Genomic DNA, 18,988 nt, shown 5'->3' on the forward strand with positions numbered 1-18,988 from the left:
TTTATTTCAGTTTTTTCTTTTGTAAAAAGTTTTACCCACTCTTTTTATGTGCTCTTTTAAATCATCAGATTTCAATTTTTTAAAAATTGAAATGTCAAATTTGTAAGGAATGTAACTTTCGTCTAAGTCATGCCATAATTTATTTATGTCCGCTTCATTAGGATCTCCTAAAACTGTAAGATCGATATCCGAGCCCTCTCTAAAATTTCCTTTCGCTCGCGAACCATAAATAACAACTTCATTTATAGAAGAACAATTCTCCAAAATACTTTGAATTTCATTATAGCTTTCGGGGTAGATTCCAAACATTATACTAGGCTTTGCATTTTATTTTCGAACACCTTAAACTCTGTAACATAATCATTTAAAATAATATCGAGTATTGCTAGTATTTCAGAATGATCATAGATATGAGAAGTCAAATTTCTACTTTTAATCATATCAAACCATACAGCTCCATTTGTAATTAATCCAACATTAAAAGCCTCCCTAACTGCATTTTTACTTCCAAATAAATCGGTTTTTCCCTGATCCTCTAAAAAGTCTTTCAGAACTTTCCAAGATAACTCTTGCGATACTTCAAATGCTTGGATAACGCCTTGCAACTCTAATTCAGTAAAATCTCTATCATTTCGTAACTCTTTTGCATTTTTCAATTGCTTGAAAGCATTTTTAAAATGTGCAAAACGTTGCTTCCAGCGTACATCTTGATTTTCCATAATTATTGTAATTTATGACTCAATTACATCTAAATCTACCTTCAAATTCTTGATGATAAATTCTTGGCGGTCTGGTGTGTTTTTACCCATGTAGAACGATAATAACTGCTCTACCGAAGTGTTTTTATCCATCATAACAGGATCTAAACGAATATCCTCTCCAATGAAAAACTGAAACTCATTAGGAGAAATCTCTCCTAACCCCTTAAATCGTGTGATCTCCGGTTTTGGTTTTAATTTTTCGATTGCCGCACGTCGCTCTTCTTCAGAATAACAGTAAATAGTTTCTTTCTTGTTACGAACTCTAAACAATGGCGTTTGTAAGATATACAAGTGACCTTCTTTTATTAATTCTGGAAAAAACTGAAGGAAAAAAGTAATCAATAATAATCGAATGTGCATTCCATCGACATCGGCATCTGTTGCGATTACAATGTTGTTGTAACGCAAGTTTTCCATATCATCTTCGATATCTAATGCCGCTTGTAGTAAATTGAATTCTTCGTTTTCATAAACGATTTTCTTACTCATCCCATACGAATTCAAAGGCTTACCACGTAAACTAAAAACGGCTTGCGTATTTACATCTCGAGACTTTGTAATCGATCCCGAAGCAGAATCCCCCTCGGTGATAAAAAGGGTGCTTTCTAGATATCGTGGGTTTTTGATATCTGGTAAATGCACGCGACAATCACGCAGTTTTTTGTTGTGTAAACTCGATTTTTTCGCTCTGTCTTTGGCTAATTTTCGAATACCAGAAAGTTCCTTGCGCTCGCGTTCTGCTTGTAAAATTTTGCGTAAAAGCAAGTCGGCAGTTTCAGGATTTTTATGTAAAAAATTATCTAATTTATTTTTAATAAAATCATTAACAAAGGTTCGTACAGAGGGCATTCCCGCCTCTGAGCCCATGTCAGTCGAACCTAATTTAGTTTTTGTTTGTGATTCAAAAACAGGTTCCATCACTTTGATACTTACAGCACTTACAATCGATTTACGAATATCCGAAGGCTCAAAGTTTTTATTATAAAACTCTCGAATCGTTTTTACAACTGCTTCTCTAAAGGCAACAAGATGTGTTCCTCCTTGAGTTGTGTTTTGACCATTTACGAAGGAGTGGTACTCTTCGCTGTATTGCGATTTACTGTGCGTTAATGCTACCTCAATATCATCACCTTTTAAGTGAATGATAGGGTACACCATGTCCTCGATAGCGATATTTTCATCTAACAAATCTTTCAATCCGTTTTCTGAAAAATATTTTTCGCCATTGTATATAATTGTTAATCCGGTGTTCAGGTAACAATAATTTTTAAGCATTTTAATTACATATTCATTTCTGAATTTGTAATTTTTAAATATGGCTTCGTCAGGAATAAAGGTAACCTTAGTTCCTTTTCGCTTTGTTGTATCAATGATATCCTCCTCTAACACTAAATTCCCAGCAGAGAACTCAGCCGCTTTTTGCTTGTCTTCCCTTACCGATTCTACGCGAAAGTAATTAGACAAAGCATTTACTGCCTTTGTCCCCACACCATTTAAACCTACTGATTTTTTGAAGGCTAAGGAATCATATTTCCCTCCAGTATTCATTTTAGAGACCACATCAACTACTTTCCCTAACGGAATACCACGTCCATAATCCCGTACAGCTACGGTTTTGTCCTTTATAGAAACCTCAATCGTTTTACCTGCACCCATGACAAATTCATCGATACAGTTGTCTAGCACCTCTTTAAGTAAAATATAAATACCATCATCAGGAGAAGAACCGTCACCTAGTTTCCCGATATACATACCAGGACGCATTCGGATGTGCTCTTTCCAGTCGAGTGACCGAATATTATCTTCGGTATATTGATTTTGATCTGACATTTGATTTTTGTGGATTTCGTGCTAATATAGCATATCTCGATATATTTTAAAAGCAGTATCCATCAAAGTTATTAAGAATGATATTGACAACTATCGTTAGCAGAAAATTAAGAGATAATCGTTGTTTTAGAACTCCAAACTTATAATTCCTCTAAGGTCATTATCTAATTCGGTATTCGAAATCTGTCCTTTTTTGACATCAAAATTTTCATCAAAACTAGGTAACGAAAATGTTGCTTTTACTAATGCTCCATATCTTGGAAAAGCATTTTTAGCAATTTCTAGAACGCTAGCTCCGCCTCTAGCGCCGGGAGAGGTCGCTAACAACAGCATTGGTTTTTCTTGAAAAACTTTGCCATTGATTCTAGTGCACCAATCAAATACGTTTTTGAATGCGGCACTGTAATTCCCATTGTGTTCAGACATAGAAACTACCAGTAGATCAGCGCCTTTAATTTTATCTAAAAAAGCTTGCGCCAGCTTATGTTCCCCAATTGTCATTTCGAGATCGACATCAAAAAGAGGCATCTCAAAATCAGTTAAATCTAAAACTTCTACCGTTGCATTCTCAAAAAGGGAGGCAGCATACGTTGCTAATTTTTTATTTATTGAGTTGTTGCTAGTACTTGCTCCAAAGGCTATAATTTTCATAAATTTATTTTTATTTTAAAGATACATAAAAATATAAAACATAAAAAATCAAGATGTCTTTTACTTTTACCCCTGATTGAAATGAAAAGCATTTTGAACAGATTTCCTCTCTTTTCTTGGCAAAAAAGAGCGACTAGAAGAAGCTCCTTTTTTTGACTTAGAAAAAAAGGGAAGATGGAGAAATCTTGCAATGGAAAGCGGGATTAGGTAATGAAGAATAACAGAAGTAAACTATAATTGAAGTAAAGCTTAGACACAAAAAAACCTGCAAAATTACTTTTACAGGTCTCCTCTAGTGTTTCTATTATTTTTTGTTTCGGACTACACGTTAAAACGGAAGTGCATTACATCTCCATCTTTTACAATGTATTCTTTTCCTTCTACTTTAAATTTACCTGCTTCTTTTGCTTTCGCTTCAGAGCCATAAGCAACATAATCTTCATACGAAATCACCTCAGCACGGATGAATCCTTTTTCGAAATCAGTATGAATAACTCCAGCTGCTTGTGGCGCAGTAGACCCAATATTGATTGTCCATGCGCGAACTTCTTTTACACCGGCTGTAAAATACGTTTGTTGCTTTAATAATTTGTAAGCAGCACGAATTAACACCGAAGCACCTGGTTCCGTTAACCCCATATCCTCAAGAAAAACTTGACGTTCTTCATAACTTTCCAATTCAGTGATATCAGCCTCTGCACCCACTGAAAGTATAATAACTTCAGCATCTTCATCTTTAACTAATTCTTTTACTTGGTCAACGTATTTGTTTCCGTTTACTGCTGAATTTTCGTCAACATTACAAACATATAAAACGGGTTTTGCCGTAATTAACTGAAAAGCCTCCATTAAAAGCTCTTCGTCGTTATTTTGAGGAACTATTGTTCTAGCTGATTTAGCTTGTAACAATGTTTCTCTAATACGATCTAAAAGTGTTTTCTCCGTGATTGCTTCTTTGTTTCCTGTTTTAGCAGCACGATTTACTTTTTCTAAACGCTTTTCAACAGTTTCTAAATCTTTTAACTGCAATTCAATATCGATTGTTTCTTTATCACGAATAGGGTTTACATTACCATCCACGTGTACAATATTATCGTTATCAAAACAACGCAATACATGTATAATCGCATTACACTCTCTAATGTTTCCAAGAAATTGATTTCCTAATCCTTCTCCCTTACTAGCTCCTTTTACAAGACCAGCGATATCTACAATATCTACTGTTGCCATTTGCACGCGCTCCGGTTTTACTAACTCCTCTAATTTATTGATACGCGGATCCGGTACATTTACCACTCCAATATTAGGCTCGATAGTACAAAAAGGAAAGTTAGCACTTTGCGCTTTTGCATTTGATAAACAATTGAATAATGTTGACTTTCCAACATTAGGTAATCCTACAATTCCTGCTTTCATATATTTCAGTTTACAAGTAGCAGTTTCCTGCCAAGAGTTTTTAAATAATTCCTCTAAAAAAGTGCAAATATACCATTTAAAATAGGTTAGATCACAAAATCACATCATTAATATCACAAGCAAGTAATTTTATTCTCATTCCGAATTTCACAATAATAAAATTAAATTTTGAGTATATGATAAAAATTGATTGCCATTTGACTTTTTAAACCAAAATTTTCTATTTTGCTAATATTTTGTTAAATAAATACTATATTTGGATATAAAATCACGAAAAAATAACAAAACGACGATACTTATGAAAAAGTTACTATTATTTCTTTTAATGCTAAACACTGGTTTTCTATTTGCTCAAAAAGAAATTTCAGGTGTAGTAAAAGATAAGTCAGGAGCACCATTACCTGGCGTTAACATTCTTGAAAAAGGCACAAATAACGGTGCATCTACTGATTTAGAAGGAACTTATCGCATCAAAGTGGCTGATAACGCCACTTTAGTATTTAGCTACATTGGCTATATAACAGTAGAAAAAAAGGTTTCACAAACACCACTAAATATTACGCTTGCAGAAAGTAGCGGACAAGTTTTAAGTGATGTTGTTATTGTTGGATCTAGAAATGCAAAAAGAACGGTAGTAAATTCAGCAGTTCCTATCGATATAATCAACGTAAAAGAGGTTACAACCCAAAGTGGTAAACTAGAAATAAACGAATTATTGCAGTACGTTGCTCCTTCCTTTAATGCCAACAAACAATCCGGTTCTGATGGAGCTGATCACGTAGATCCAGCATCTTTAAGAGGTTTAGGTCCAGATCAAACTTTAGTTTTAATAAACGGTAAGAGAAGACATCAATCATCATTAATTAACTTGTTTGGAACTCGCGGACGAGGAAACACAGGAACAGATTTAAATGCCATTCCTGCGGCTTCTATTAAAAGAATCGAGATTTTGAGAGATGGTGCAGCGGCACAATATGGATCTGATGCTATTGCTGGAGTAATTAATATTGTTACAAATGACAACGTTAATGAGTTAACAGGAGCCATTACTTATGGTTTTTTTAATACGAATGCCAAAGGAGATTTTTTGCCAGGAACTCCTAATACAAAGGGATTTAGACTAGATAAAAACGGCAATGGAAACACGTATGGAAAAGATCAAAATTTTGACGGAGGCTCTATTAAAGTAGCTGCAAATTATGGTGTTGCATTAGGTAACAAAGGAGGTTATGCCAACTTCACTGGGGAATTTATCAATAAAAACAAAACTTTTCGTCCAAGCTATGATTTCAGAAAAGGTTTTGGTGATGCCGAAATTCAAGGTTTAAATTTATTTGGAAATTTTGCAGTACCACTTTCTGACAAAACAGAATTTTATGCCTTTGGTGGAAGCAACTTTAGAGATACAGATGCCTATGCCTTTACAAGAAATGATGGTGAAAGAGTAGTTCAGTCTATCTATCCCGGGGGATATACGCCTAGAATTACTTCTAAAATTAATGATAACTCTATCGCTGCGGGAATCAGAACGGAAACAAGTGGCGGTTGGAAATTAGATTTCAGCAACACGCTAGGAAATAATAAATTTGATTACACTATAAAAGGTACTTTGAACGCCTCTTTAGAAGGAAATTCACCTACTCAATTTGATGCAGGTGGACACAGTTTACTTCAAAACACAACCAATTTTGATGTTTCTAAAAATTACGGAAGTGTATTAAATGGTTTAAATATTGCTTTTGGTACTGAATTTAGAGTTGAAAAGTTCAAAATCTTTGCTGGAGAAGAAGGTTCTTACACGACGTATGATACTAACGGTAATCCAATTACTGATCCTTCTACTCAAAGTGCTCCTGTAGACCCCGTTACTGGAGAATTCAGACCTGGAAGTTCTCAAGGTTTCCCTGGATATAGTCCTTTGAACGAGGTCAATAAAAGCAGAACTAACTTTTCACTTTATACTGATGCTGAACTTGACATCACTGATGCTTTAATGATAAGTGGAGCAGTACGTTTTGAGAATTATAGCGATTTTGGAAGTACTTTAAATGGTAAAATAGCTTCAAGACTAAAAGTTTCGGATAAAATTAATGTAAGAGGATCTGTGAGTACTGGTTTTAGAGCGCCATCGTTAGCACAAGTCTATTACAACCTACGATTTACTAATTTTAACGGAAGTGGAGCAACTGAGGTCTTGCTTGCGCCAAATGATAGCCCAGTTACTAGAGCGTTTGGAATACAAAAACTAAATGAAGAAAAAGCAGTTAACGCCTCACTAGGTATGACCGCCTCTTTTGGCGAATTTACTGCGACTGTTGATGGATATTATATTAAAGTAAAAGATCGTATTGTACTTACTGGCTATTTTGATGCAACTGCATTAAATCTAGGAGTTGCTGAGGCCCAGTTTTTTGCTAATGGTGTTGATACTAGAACGCATGGTCTAGACATCGTTTTCTCTTGGAAGAAAAAATTTGATGCAGGTCAATTTGGAGTTAATTTAATTGGTAACATTAATGACATGAAAATCAGTAATGTAAAAAATGGTACTTTAGACGAAGGTACTTTCTTTGGAAAACGTGAAAAAGCCTTTTTGTTGGCTTCGGCACCAAATAATAAATTTGGTTTAAACTTCAATTATTCGAAAGATAAATTTGACGCTGGATTAGCATTCACACGCTTTAGTAAAGTTGTACTTGTTGATTATAATGACGAAGATGATGTTTATAATCCGAGAGTAATCACTGATTTAACTTTTGGTTACAAACTAACAAAAAACCTAAAACTAAGTGCAGGTAGTAATAACTTGCTAAACATCTATCCAACTAAACAAGATGAGCAAGGAAACACAGAAGCTGGAGGATACTGGGATGCAGTACAAATGGGTTTTAGCGGAGCTTATTACTACGCTAGACTTGGATTTAATTTCTAAGCTAATTGCAAACATAGAAAAAGGGACATCAACTGATGTTCCTTTTTTTTGTTATCCTTTTTTTAAAAAATAGCAAAAAAAAATCCTGAGCTATAAACTCAGGATTTTTAACTAGTCCATTTTAACATTTATTCGTTGTGTAGAAAAGATTGTCTGTTTAACAATGTCTCTTCATCTTCTACGTGATTATCATCTGGAATACAACAGTCTACAGGACATACAGCAGCACATTGTGGTTCGTCATGAAATCCTTTACATTCTGTACATTTTCCTGGAACAATATAATATACTTCGTCAGAAATAGGCGTTTGCGCCTCATCAGAGTCAATTTCGGTTCCGTCAGGTAAAACAACTTTACCCGTTAATTTAGTTCCGTCTTTGTATCTCCAATCATCAGCTCCTTCATAAATTGCTGTATTTGGGCACTCTGGTTCACATGCTCCACAGTTAATACATTCATCAGTTATTATTATTGCCATTTTGTTTTTTTATTTAGTATTGAGAGCTAAAAAACCGAATTCGGTTACTTTTGACTTTAAGACTTTTGACTTTCGACTTATTAAAGCTTATTTTTGTGCAAAATTACAATCAAAACAATTCATAAGCAAACATTATGACATTAGAAACAAAAAAAAGTGTTTTTGTTGCATTAGGTAAATTCTTGAGCCAATTTTCAGAGAATAATTCCACTAAAAAACCAGACGTTTTGCATAACGATTTGTTTTTTGATGCCTTTGAAGAACTCATCGCACTATCACAATCGCACAACGGATGGTATACTCCTGAGCAAGTTTATTTTTCGATTCAGTCATGGGCTACTGCATTAACCGAAGATCACTTGAATGAGTGGTTAAGCAACTATGAATTGAGTGAAAACTCTAATAAAAATGTTGCCTTGATTCTTGCCGGTAACATCCCTTTAGTAGGTTTTCATGATTTTTTATCGGTGCTGATTACAGGGCATAATGTTAAAATAAAGACTTCTTCAAACGATCAACATTTACTGCCTTTTTTAGCCAAATATATTGTTGCTGTAGCACCTGAATTTAGTGATAAAATTACTTTTGTCGAAGGAAAATTAGAAAACTTTGATGCTGTAATAGCCACCGGTAGTAATAATACGGCACGCTATTTTGAGTATTATTTTAAAAATAAACCATCGATTATCAGAAAAAGTAGAAACTCAGTAGTGGTTCTCGATGGCAACGAAACAACGGAGCAGTTGACTGCGCTAGGAGAAGATATTTTTAGGTATTTTGGATTAGGGTGTCGCAACGTGTCTAAGCTTTTTGTTCCAAAAGGATATACATTCGATGCTTTTTTTGAAGCTATTTTTGTCTACCAAGACGTTATTCATTATCAAAAATATGCTAATAATTATGATTATAACAAGGCAGTGTTTTTAATGAGTAATTTTAAATTACTTGATAATGGTTTTTTGACACTAAAAGAAGACAGTAGTCACGCCTCGCCTATTTCGAGTGTTTTTTATGAGACTTACGATACTATAGCAGAGCTTGAAAACCGATTAGAAAGAGAAAAAGACAACCTGCAATGTATTGTAAGTAACAAGTTAATTGCTAATAGTATTGACTTTGGTCAAACACAGCATCCAAAATTGTGGGATTATGCAGATAACGTTGACACTATATCGTTTTTGTTAACAATATGATTAAAAATAGTGTAATAATTTCGAAAAAATTAACGCTTTTTAAACTCCTATTACCGAAATTTGTTTTTTAATTTTTTGGACACAAACTACACAATGAAAAAACACAACTACAGCGCAGGACCTTGCATTTTACCACAAGAAGTTTTTGAAAAATCAGCACAAGCTATATTAAATTTTAACGATTCGGGATTGTCTATTCTAGAAATATCGCACAGAAGTAAAGATTTTGTTGCAGTAATGGATGAGGCTAGATCTCTTGCACTTGAATTACTAGGATTAGAAGGCAAAGGATACCAAGCCTTATTTTTAGCTGGTGGCGCCAGTCTAGAATTTTTAATGGTTCCTTACAATTTGATGAAAGAAGGCGGTAAAGCGGCTTATCTTGATTCTGGAACTTGGGCTAGCGGAGCAATAAAGGAAGCTAAATTTTTTGGTGAAACTGTCGTTGTTGCTTCATCAAAAGAGGAAAATTACAACAATATTCCAAAAGGTTATAGTGTTCCTGCTGATGCAAATTATTTCCACTGCACCAGTAACAATACTATTTTTGGTACTCAAATAAAAGAATTCCCATCATTAGACATGCCTATCGTATGTGATATGAGTTCGGATATTTTTTCTAGAGTATTAGATTTTACAAAATTTGATATTATATATGCTGGTGCTCAAAAAAATATGGGACCTGCCGGAACTACTTTAGTAATTGTGAAAGAGGAGGTTCTTGGTAAATCAGGTAGAACTATTCCGAGTATTTTAGATTATGAAAAACACATCAAGGCAGAAAGTATGTATAATACTCCAGCTGTTTTTCCTGTGTACGCCTCACTACTTACCTTACAATGGTTGAAAAACCTAGGTGGTATTGCTGCTGTAGAGAAATTAAACAACGCTAAAGCAGAATTGCTTTACACCGAAATTGACAGAAACCCATTGTTTAAAGGAGCTGCTGCCGTTGCAGATCGCTCTAATATGAATGCTACTTTCTTGTTGAATGATGCGGCTCACGCAGAAACATTTGACGCTATGTGGAAAGCAGCAGGTATATCAGGTCTTCCGGGACATCGTTCCGTAGGTGGTTACAGAGCATCAATGTATAATGCGATGCCTATTGAGAGTGTTCAAGTTTTAGTAGATGTTATGAAAGAATTAGAGTCTAAAGTAGCATAATAGAGTACGGATTCCTAGCCCCGATAGTAGTGGAAATCCTTTTTATTTATTTTTTTTAAAAAATAAAAAGATTGAAACGAATAGCGGGAAATAGCTCCTAAATAAATTATCATAAAATAATAAGTAAAGTAATAATCTTTACTCGTAATGCCATAAAAAATGAAAGTATTAGCAAATGACGGAATTTCTAAAAGTGGAATTCTAGCTTTAGAAGCAGGTGGATTTGAAGTAATAACAACAAAAGTAGCACAAGAACAAGTAGCTAATTATGTGAACGAAAATAACGTGAGTGTTGTTCTAGTTCGTAGTGCGACTAAAGTTCGTAAAGATATTATCGACGCTTGTCCTGGATTAAAAATCATTGGCCGCGGTGGTGTAGGAATGGATAATATTGATGTAGACTATGCAAAGAGCAAGGGAATTCATGTAATAAATACGCCAGCATCTTCATCAGAGTCTGTGGCAGAATTAGTATTTGCTCACTTATTCTCAGGCGTTCGTTTCCTGCATGATTCGAACAGAAATATGCCTCTAGAAGGCGACACTAATTTTGATGGTTTGAAGAAAGCTTATGCTAACGGTGTTGAACTTAGAGGAAAAACATTAGGAATTGTAGGTATTGGTCGTATTGGTCAAGCTACTGCAAAAATGGCTCTTGGACTAGGTATGAAGGTAATTGCTGCGGATAGCTTTATCCCAAAAGTAGATGTGACAGTAGCATTTTTTGACGGACAGTCGATCACTACTACTATTGTATCACAATCATTAGAATCATTGTTTAAAGAAAGTGATTTTATCACTTTGCACGTTCCTGCACAAGATGGATACATTATTGGAGAAAAGGAATTTGCTATGATGAAAAACGATGTAGGTATTGTGAACTGTGCTCGTGGTGGTGTTATTGATGAAGTGGCATTAGTGAAAGCATTAGACAGCGGAAAAGTATTATTTGCTGGATTGGATGTTTTTGAAAACGAACCAACTCCAGAAATGACTATTTTAATGAATTCAAAAATCTCTTTAACACCACATATTGGTGCTGCAACGGGAGAAGCTCAGGATCGAATTGGAACAGAATTAGCCTCTCAAATCATTAGTTTGATTGGGTAATTAAGCTCTTTTTTATAGCAACAGTAAGTGGATTTGTTAAATTATTTTAACAAATCCACTTTTTTTTGTAACTTTAAGAACACGATAAAAAAATTATATATGTTCGAACAACTAACACAATTAGCACAACAATTTGGAGTAGACACTGTTATAAACAACCCAGCAGTTCCTAACGAAAAAAACGAAGCTGTAATAGGCGAAGCAAGTAATTCAGTAATAGGAGGACTTCAAAAAATAGTTGCAGAAGGTGGTGTAGGCCAATTAGCTGGACTGTTTCAAGGAAACAATGCTGCGGATGTTTCAAACCCTGTAGTGCAAAAGCTAACTCAAGAATTAACGGGTAACCTAGGTGAAAAATTTGGCTTTAGCGCATCTGATGCGACTGGAATAGCCTCGAAATTAATACCACAAATACTAGCTTCACTGGTGGGAAAAGCGAAAGATCCTAATGATAGTAGTTTTGAAATTTCGGATATCATTAGTGCAATCTCTGGTGGTAATGATGCGGGGGTTATGGACGCGATTACTAAATATGGTGGACAATTTGGTTTAGACCAAAACGGTGATGGAAAAGTTGATATAAGTGATGCTATGGATGCAGTTACTAAAAAAGGTGGCGGTCTTGGTGGAATGTTAGGTGGTCTTTTTAGGAAATAAATAATTCCTGTAAGAATCTAAATCTCCTAAAAGCTTCTCTACATCAAAATTGAAAGTTAAGTAAAAAGATCTATCGTTTAGTGGTTATTTCTCTTATCGAAATATCTACTAAACAATCAACATCTTGAGCATAATTACACTAAAAGTATTTATCCATCATGCATAGAGCGAATAATTAATATTTTGTAACTTTAGGGTTAAATAAATGATTATGAGAAATTATATATATGCATTGGTAGTGGTTTTACTTATCATTGTAGGTTGCACAGCAAATAAAAAGACCGTAAACGCTCCCGAAAATGCCAAAGCAATACATGGAGATACAATAAGGATTGCCAATGACGAACTAGAATATGAGGTCATAATTATTGATCCTGGATTTACGAGCTGGCTTGTCTCTCGCTCCTTCCCGAGAGGATATCACTCGCAAACTTTTTTAGAAAATAAAAATAGGATGTACATAACAGAATGGAACAGTCGCGCACGTCAACCAAGTCGGTTTAATCCTAATCTATATGAAATGACTATTAATTATGAGTATGGTGTAGACTATGGGTATGAAGTAAATTACTTAATATATAACTATATGATTTATTTTCAAAATACGAATAATCAAAGACTGTTTGGCAATGTTCCTTCGAGATAATGTTACTACATTTGTAATCATTATTAATAAAGATGAAGAAATTAAAGAAACGTTGGGGAATTGAATCTAATCTTCAACTTGCCATTATATTTATCGTTTTTGCTATTACCGGCTCTACCTCTGCGTGGGTTTCAAAACCTGTTTGTTTATGGCTAGGAATAGTTGAAGAGGATTTTGGGAACTGGTTTATATTAATCCGTTTACTGATTATTTTTCCGCTCTATCAAGTGTTACTCGTACTAATAGGAACCATTTTTGGGCAATTTAAATTCTTTTGGAATTTTGAAAAGAAAATGCTCAAAAGTATGGGACTTGGTTTCTTATTTAAAGAAAAATAGATTTTCATTGTCTTCTAGTCTACAAATACTTTTGAAAAACAGAAAAGTATAAGCAACATTTTAATCACCAAAAATATAAAAACAGTAAAAAGCCAAACTTTGATTACTCAAGTTTGGCTTTTTATGATTTATATATGATTCAAAAGAGTTATTACTACCCTATTATTTGATTTCAATTACGAAATCCTCTTTCGTGTTACGTACTTTTTTCATGTCCGCTAACCAATCTTTTTCGGCATCGCGGTATCCTAGGTATAACAAAGTCACACTTTTTAAACCTAATGAAGCAAGATCTAATGTTTCATCTACTAATGCATTATCGAAACCTTCAGCAGGCGTTGTGTCTACTTTTAATTCCGCCGCTTGTGCGATAGACATCGCAAAACCAATATACGATTGACGTGCCGTATGCTCAAAATTTTCTTCAGCAGATTGATTTAAATATATACCTTTTATTTTATCCGTATAACTGTCAAATCGCCCTCTTGGCAAGTCTCTGTCATCAGTTGTTTTGTTATAAATAGTATCAATACGTTCTGCTGTGTATTTATCCCAAGCAGCAAATACTAAAACGTGAGAACAATCAACCATCACTTCGGGATTAAGCACTTTGGCACTTAGTTTCTCCTTAATTTCTTGGTTACTCACAACCAATACTCTAAACTGCTGTAATCCTGATGAAGTAGGTGCTAAACGCGCCGCTTCAACAATTTTATCAACATTCTCTTGACTTACTTTTTTAGTTGGATCGTATTGCTTTGCAGCGTAACGCCATTTTAAATCGTCTATTAATGCCATCTTTCTATTTTTTAGTTATTCGTTACTATTAATTTTATTTCGATATTGCCGCGAGTTGCGTTTGAATAAGGGCATACTTGATGCGCTTTTTCTACTAATTGTTGTGCCTTTTCTTGAGAAACACTTGGAACATTTACGGCTAACTCACCCGCTAAACCAAAACCACCATTCTCTAATTGTCCGATGCTTATTTTAGCATTAACGCTAGTTTCTCCCGCGTTAATACTTTCTTGTTTGATCACTAAGTTTAGAGCGCTATCGAAACAAGCTGCATATCCTGCCGCAAAAAGCATTTCTGGATTAGCAAAGTCATCATTAACTCCTCCCAGTGATCTGGGCATTCTTACTTGTACATCTAGTATTCCGTTACTACTTTTAACGTGACCGTTTCTACCACCTGTTGCGGTGGCCTCAGCCGTATATAATGTTTTCATGTTTTAGAGAACTTTTTTTTATTATTTATTTCTATTTATTATTCTTTCGATTGCATTTTTTAACTGTGTCAAATCCTCTAGGGACACATTTAAAGCTTGAACTACGGTCTCCGGAACACATTGTGCTTTTTCCCTTAGCTCTTCACCAGCGGCAGTCAGTGAAACAATTACTACGCGTTCATCAACAGTGCTGCGCGTTCGCTTTACTAGCCCCTTAACTTCTAATCTTTTGAGTAAAGGTGTTAATGTTCCATTATCTAATTGTAGCTTACCTCCTATTTGATTTACAGTTTGCGCTGTATTTTCCCAAAGGACTAGAAGTACTAAATATTGAGGATAGGTCAGATCAAGCCGATCCAAAATTGGCCGGTATAAATTTGTGATTTCCCGCGATAAAGCATATACGGGAAAACAAACTTGAGCATCTAATTTTAAAAGATCTACCATATTTCTACTTTTAAACTGACGCAAAGATATATATTGCGCACAATATAATTTTACACAATGTAGTTAAACTTTAGTTAAGGAAGTTTAAAATACGTCTAACTCCTTACGGTTTTATTTCAGAAATCCACTGATCTGTAGTTCCCCAAGATGTATTTGGCTCTGCACTTGTTTCTATTAACAGTAGTCCACCTGCCATGATTTCTTGATGACTTAGCCAGTTCCTGTTTATTTTTTTATTATTCAACCAAACTGCTTCGACATAAAAATGATCTTTGTTATAATTTTTAACTTCAATTGTAAAAGTGTTTTTTTTTGCCAGTTGTAGTGTAACCTTCTTAAAAATAGGTGCTGTTAAATAATAAATAGAATCACCAACATTAGCTGCAGAAAGCCCAATACTGCGCAAGACAAACCAAGAGGACATCGTACCCGCATCATCATCCATCGTACGTACGTACGCTTGAGGCTGATTTTTGTAAATACGACCAATGTAAGAATCGATTCCTTTGCTGTTATCGTTAAAATAACTTTGGACAACAGTATCCAACAACAGCTCACGGAATAATTTTTGAGACTTCCACGGTTGTCTGCTAGCATTGTACAAACCGGGCACTTGCAAATCTGGTTGGTTTGCATGGTTGTAATTGTCCTCATCAAAAAACTGATCGAGTTGTGCAACAAATTTATCTTCGCTACCAATTAAATTCTTTAATCCTTTCAAATCAAAAGGGACAAACCATCTGTATTGCCAAACTGTACCTTGATACATTCCTCTAGCAGGCATTTTATCAACATCTTCCTTAGATAAATCGGCAAAATCTTTCTTCCAATAACTTTTGTATTCTACTGCTTTTTGAAGATAATCTTCACTAAGTTGCACATCCTTTGTAATTTTCAGTATTTCTGACAAAGCCCAATTATCATAGGATGATTCTAGTGCTTTGTCTGCAGAATTGTACTCCAAGCGATTCCCTTCGGCGATTAAAGAATCTTTAATTGTATTGAAATCAACTTTATATCCTTTGTTATATGCATCCAGAAGTACAACCATCGCATGCTCAGTGCGGACGGTTGGCGAAGGCTCATGTTTTGTTGCCCAATTATTTTTCCCATACACATACAAATTGGAAATCGACTTCGTAATGGCACCGTACTTTTCAGGATAAGCTAAAGACAGGAGTGGTAATTGTTCTCTGTAATTGTCCCAAATTGCCCAACCATTATATATAGAGTCCCTAGATCTTTGAATGCTACCATCAATAGCTGCATAGGTGCCATCTTTCTCTGAAATTAAAAAAGGAGCTTGCAAGGCTCGGTATAAAAGGGAATAAAACAAATCTTCTCTATCTTTCTCACCTTCTACCTTAATTTTACCGAGTAATGTATTCCACTCTGCTTTAGTTTGATTTGCAAGAACTGACGACGAAACCGTTTTAATTCTTTCTTTAGCGTAAACCGTACTAACCGATGAAAAACCTATGCGTAATCGCATTTCCTTAGCTTCCTTTGCCCCTTCAACAAGAAGCTTATGAGTATCTATAGCATTTATTGAAGCGGCATTCGAAATTTCGATTGCATAGTATATCCGATATATCCCTTTATCACAAGTAGTTTTGGTTTCGACCCACCCGCTGATCGTATTTCCTAAAACTTCATGTTCTTCGGCAACAAAGCGATTTACAAAAGCATAAGATAAATCTATGTAAAGTCCGGCTTGCCCTTGTGGAAAAAGGTACTCATGAATACCAAAATTATGTTCCACTTGTATTTTTGCTTCAATTCCGTTTTCGAAGGAAACTGCATACAGACCAGGTGAAGCTTTTTCTGTTTTCTTTAGCAATTTTGTATTTTGCTTGCTGTTTACAATTGGTTTAACCAATAGGTTTCCTCCACTCCCTAAACAACCTACACCTTCTATTCGAGTATGTGTAAAACCAATAAATTCTTTGGCTAAATACTCGTAACCTGCATGAATATGAGGATAGGTTTGTGGTCCGATACTCATCATGTTAAAAGGTGAAGAAGCTGCAGGAGACATTTGGCCATGATCTCCAGAAGTTCCCAAAAAAACATTTACTTTATCGGTGTATGAGGTGATGTCGTTTTTGCTATCTTGAGAATAACTAGACATACTATTGATAAGAAGGAATAAAACCGACAAGAATACACTATTTTTCATAAGCAAAATTTAGGAGTTGACTGCATTTTTACTGAAGCACTAAATTAGCTCTATCAACGATGGAAACAAAATTTAAAACAGCTGAATGATGTCAATTAGAAAAGCTATGTTGTTAATTTATATTAAATTTCACCTTGGATAATTCTATTTGAAACCAATAGTTGTAGTTTTGCATTTCCATTTTAGAAAATTACAATGAAAATTTTATATACCTACCTAAAGGCACACAAGCCTTTATTGTTTTTAGCCCTTTTTTTAGCAGCAATAAACCAATGTTTCTCCTTATTTGATTCTATTATTATTGGAAAATTGTTAAATGAATGTGGTGTAGGAGTTGCTGATTTTAATGGCAATTATGGCAATTTCACCAAAGCAGTTTTAGGATGGTTAGGATTATCTCTTGGAGCATCCATGATCTCCAGAATTGCTAAAAACTTCCAAGATTATTTCACAAATATAATCATACAGCGTACAGGTGCGCAAATGTACACAGAGGGAATCCAAAAAGCATTGCAATTGCCTTTTCAAGACTTTGAAGATCAACGCAGTGGTGAAACGTTGGGTCGATTACAAAAAGTAAAATCAGATTGTGAAAAGTACATTACGCTCTCTATTTCTATGGTTTTTCAAACTTTAATCGGAATTATATTTGTAGTGGTGTACGCAATTAATATTCACTGGTTATTAGGTCCTATTTTTTTAGCGACAGTTCCCGTCATTGCTATAATCAGTTCATTTCTAGGTAAAAAAATCAAGAAAGTTTCTGTTGAAATTTTACGAGAAACAACATCTCTCGCTGGTGCAACCACGGAGTCTTTACGAAACATAGAGCTTGTTAAGAGTTTAGGATTAACAGAACAAGAAGTCGAAAGATTAAACGGAACTACGATTAAAATACTTGGTTTAGAGTTAAAAAAAGTACGTTTCATTCGTTCCCTAAGTTTTATTCAAGGGACAACTGTGCACTTTATGCGAACCGGTTTAGTTTTTGCCTTGTACATGTTTATTTTTCAAGGAATAATTTTACCTGGGGATTTAATAACCTTAATGTTTTTCTCTTTCTTTTTATTCAACCCTCTGCAAGAGTTGGGTAATGTAATAGCTACCTACAACGAGACTAAGGTATCTATGGATAATTTTGCCGATTTGATGAACTCAAAAAGTGAAGAAATTCCATCTAATCCTAAAACAATTGGTCCCATAGACCATTTACGATTTTCTAACATCTCCTTCAAACACCAATCGGCTGCAAGTTACGCTGTTCAAGATATTTCGTTTGAAGCTCAAGCAGGGGAAACTATTGCCTTTGTAGGTCCATCAGGAAGCGGTAAAACAACTTTAGTGAAAATGCTGGTTGGACTTTACAAACCAGCAGAAGGAGCAATATATTATAATGAAAAAAATGCTAACGAAATAGATTTAACGGAGCTGAGACAGCAATTAGGTTTTGTAACTCAGGATGCACAATTGTTTTCAGGAACAATCAAAGACAATTTACTGTTTGTTAAACCAAATGCAACAGATGACGAGATCAATGATGTCTTGCAAAAATCAGCTTGCCAAAACTTATTAGTTCGTGCCGAAAACGGACTAAATACAACTATTGGTGAAGGAGGAATTAAAGTTTCGGGTGGCGAAAAACAGCGACTTTCTATCGCACGAGCTTTACTGAGAAAACCGAGATTATTATTATTTGATGAAGCTACATCGGCGCTTGATTCTATTACAGAGGAAGAAATTACCAAAACGATCCGAAGTATTTCGTCTCAAAAAAATCAGATCACGGTATTAATAGCACACAGACTTTCGACTATTATGCATGCTGACAAAATATTCGTTCTTGAGCAAGGAAAAATAATTGAGCAAGGAAAACATGCCGACTTGTTAGATGAAAAAGGGCTCTACTACGCAATGTGGAGACAACAAATTGGAGAGAGAAAATAAATCTAC

General features: G+C 34.9%; 18 protein-coding genes. 8 read left to right on the plus strand and 10 right to left on the minus strand.

The features are described 5' to 3' along the window. Nucleotides 1-6: 6 nt before the first annotated feature. From H8R22_RS12340 to ychF, 5 genes are all read right to left on the minus strand, one after another. Nucleotides 7-309 carry a nucleotidyltransferase domain-containing protein gene (locus H8R22_RS12340; protein ID WP_187010696.1) on the minus strand — a complete coding sequence of 101 codons (303 nt, stop codon included), beginning with the start codon at nucleotides 307-309 and terminating at the stop codon, nucleotides 7-9. After that, a complete protein-coding gene (locus H8R22_RS12345; RefSeq protein ID WP_187010697.1) occupies nucleotides 309-719 on the minus strand; it encodes a nucleotidyltransferase substrate binding protein in 411 nt (136 codons plus the stop codon). Before H8R22_RS12345 ends, H8R22_RS12340 begins: the two co-directional genes overlap by 1 nt. Before the next feature lie 12 nt (nucleotides 720-731). Then, on the minus strand, nucleotides 732-2,591 hold the full coding sequence (locus tag H8R22_RS12350) for a DNA topoisomerase IV subunit B (protein ID WP_187010698.1): 1,860 nt from the start codon (nucleotides 2,589-2,591) through the stop codon (nucleotides 732-734). Between the two features lie 126 nt (nucleotides 2,592-2,717). Next, nucleotides 2,718-3,242: an NADPH-dependent FMN reductase gene (locus tag H8R22_RS12355; protein WP_187010699.1), complete on the minus strand. Its 525-nt coding sequence runs from the start codon at nucleotides 3,240-3,242 to the stop codon at nucleotides 2,718-2,720. 321 nt (nucleotides 3,243-3,563) lie between these two features. Beyond that, nucleotides 3,564-4,658: a redox-regulated ATPase YchF gene (ychF, locus tag H8R22_RS12360; RefSeq protein WP_187010700.1), complete on the minus strand. Its 1,095-nt coding sequence runs from the start codon at nucleotides 4,656-4,658 to the stop codon at nucleotides 3,564-3,566. Nucleotides 4,659-4,956: 298 nt separating this feature from the next. Between ychF and H8R22_RS12365 the strand changes: the two genes are divergently transcribed. Next, nucleotides 4,957-7,590 (plus strand): TonB-dependent receptor, encoded by a 2,634-nt coding sequence (locus H8R22_RS12365; protein WP_187010701.1) that lies wholly within the window; start codon nucleotides 4,957-4,959, stop codon nucleotides 7,588-7,590. 128 nt (nucleotides 7,591-7,718) lie between these two features. Here H8R22_RS12365 and H8R22_RS12370 read toward each other — a convergent pair whose 3' ends face one another. Beyond that, entirely contained in the window at nucleotides 7,719-8,069 is a 351-nt protein-coding gene (locus H8R22_RS12370; protein ID WP_187010702.1) for a 4Fe-4S dicluster domain-containing protein, read from the minus strand. A 134-nt stretch (nucleotides 8,070-8,203) separates the two neighbouring features. Between H8R22_RS12370 and H8R22_RS12375 the strand changes: the two genes are divergently transcribed. From H8R22_RS12375 to H8R22_RS12400, 6 genes are all read left to right on the plus strand, one after another. Next, nucleotides 8,204-9,262, plus strand: coding sequence for an acyl-CoA reductase (locus tag H8R22_RS12375; RefSeq protein ID WP_187010703.1), 1,059 nt, complete (start codon nucleotides 8,204-8,206; stop codon nucleotides 9,260-9,262). A gap of 93 nt (nucleotides 9,263-9,355) precedes the next feature. After that, on the plus strand, nucleotides 9,356-10,429 hold the full coding sequence (gene serC, locus H8R22_RS12380; protein WP_187010704.1) for a 3-phosphoserine/phosphohydroxythreonine transaminase: 1,074 nt from the start codon (nucleotides 9,356-9,358) through the stop codon (nucleotides 10,427-10,429). 159 nt (nucleotides 10,430-10,588) lie between these two features. Beyond that, nucleotides 10,589-11,539, plus strand: a complete 951-nt coding sequence (locus tag H8R22_RS12385; RefSeq protein WP_187010705.1) for a D-2-hydroxyacid dehydrogenase — start codon at nucleotides 10,589-10,591, stop codon at nucleotides 11,537-11,539. A 99-nt stretch (nucleotides 11,540-11,638) separates the two neighbouring features. Continuing rightward, complete coding sequence (locus tag H8R22_RS12390; RefSeq protein ID WP_187010706.1) at nucleotides 11,639-12,196, plus strand: DUF937 domain-containing protein; 558 nt, start codon at nucleotides 11,639-11,641, stop codon at nucleotides 12,194-12,196. 211 nt (nucleotides 12,197-12,407) lie between these two features. After that, entirely contained in the window at nucleotides 12,408-12,842 is a 435-nt protein-coding gene (locus H8R22_RS12395; RefSeq protein ID WP_187010707.1) for a DUF6146 family protein, read from the plus strand. 32 nt (nucleotides 12,843-12,874) lie between these two features. Then, nucleotides 12,875-13,180, plus strand: coding sequence for a DUF6787 family protein (locus tag H8R22_RS12400; protein ID WP_187010708.1), 306 nt, complete (start codon nucleotides 12,875-12,877; stop codon nucleotides 13,178-13,180). Nucleotides 13,181-13,342: 162 nt separating this feature from the next. Here H8R22_RS12400 and H8R22_RS12405 read toward each other — a convergent pair whose 3' ends face one another. From H8R22_RS12405 to H8R22_RS12420, 4 genes are all read right to left on the minus strand, one after another. After that, nucleotides 13,343-13,978, minus strand: a complete 636-nt coding sequence (locus H8R22_RS12405) for a nitroreductase family protein (protein WP_187010709.1) — start codon at nucleotides 13,976-13,978, stop codon at nucleotides 13,343-13,345. An 11-nt stretch (nucleotides 13,979-13,989) separates the two neighbouring features. After that, nucleotides 13,990-14,412 carry an organic hydroperoxide resistance protein gene (locus tag H8R22_RS12410; RefSeq protein WP_187010710.1) on the minus strand — a complete coding sequence of 141 codons (423 nt, stop codon included), beginning with the start codon at nucleotides 14,410-14,412 and terminating at the stop codon, nucleotides 13,990-13,992. Nucleotides 14,413-14,433: 21 nt separating this feature from the next. Next, nucleotides 14,434-14,859 carry a MarR family winged helix-turn-helix transcriptional regulator gene (locus H8R22_RS12415; protein WP_187010711.1) on the minus strand — a complete coding sequence of 142 codons (426 nt, stop codon included), beginning with the start codon at nucleotides 14,857-14,859 and terminating at the stop codon, nucleotides 14,434-14,436. Nucleotides 14,860-14,962: 103 nt separating this feature from the next. Next, nucleotides 14,963-17,038, minus strand: coding sequence for a glycoside hydrolase domain-containing protein (locus tag H8R22_RS12420; RefSeq protein WP_187010712.1), 2,076 nt, complete (start codon nucleotides 17,036-17,038; stop codon nucleotides 14,963-14,965). 195 nt (nucleotides 17,039-17,233) lie between these two features. Here H8R22_RS12420 and H8R22_RS12425 point away from each other — a divergent pair, with 195 nt between their 5' ends. Then, nucleotides 17,234-18,982: an ABC transporter ATP-binding protein gene (locus H8R22_RS12425; RefSeq protein WP_187010713.1), complete on the plus strand. Its 1,749-nt coding sequence runs from the start codon at nucleotides 17,234-17,236 to the stop codon at nucleotides 18,980-18,982. Nucleotides 18,983-18,988: the final 6 nt, after the last annotated feature.

Source organism: Flavobacterium kayseriense, from assembly GCF_014305095.1.
GTDB lineage: Bacteria > Bacteroidota > Bacteroidia > Flavobacteriales > Flavobacteriaceae > Flavobacterium > Flavobacterium kayseriense.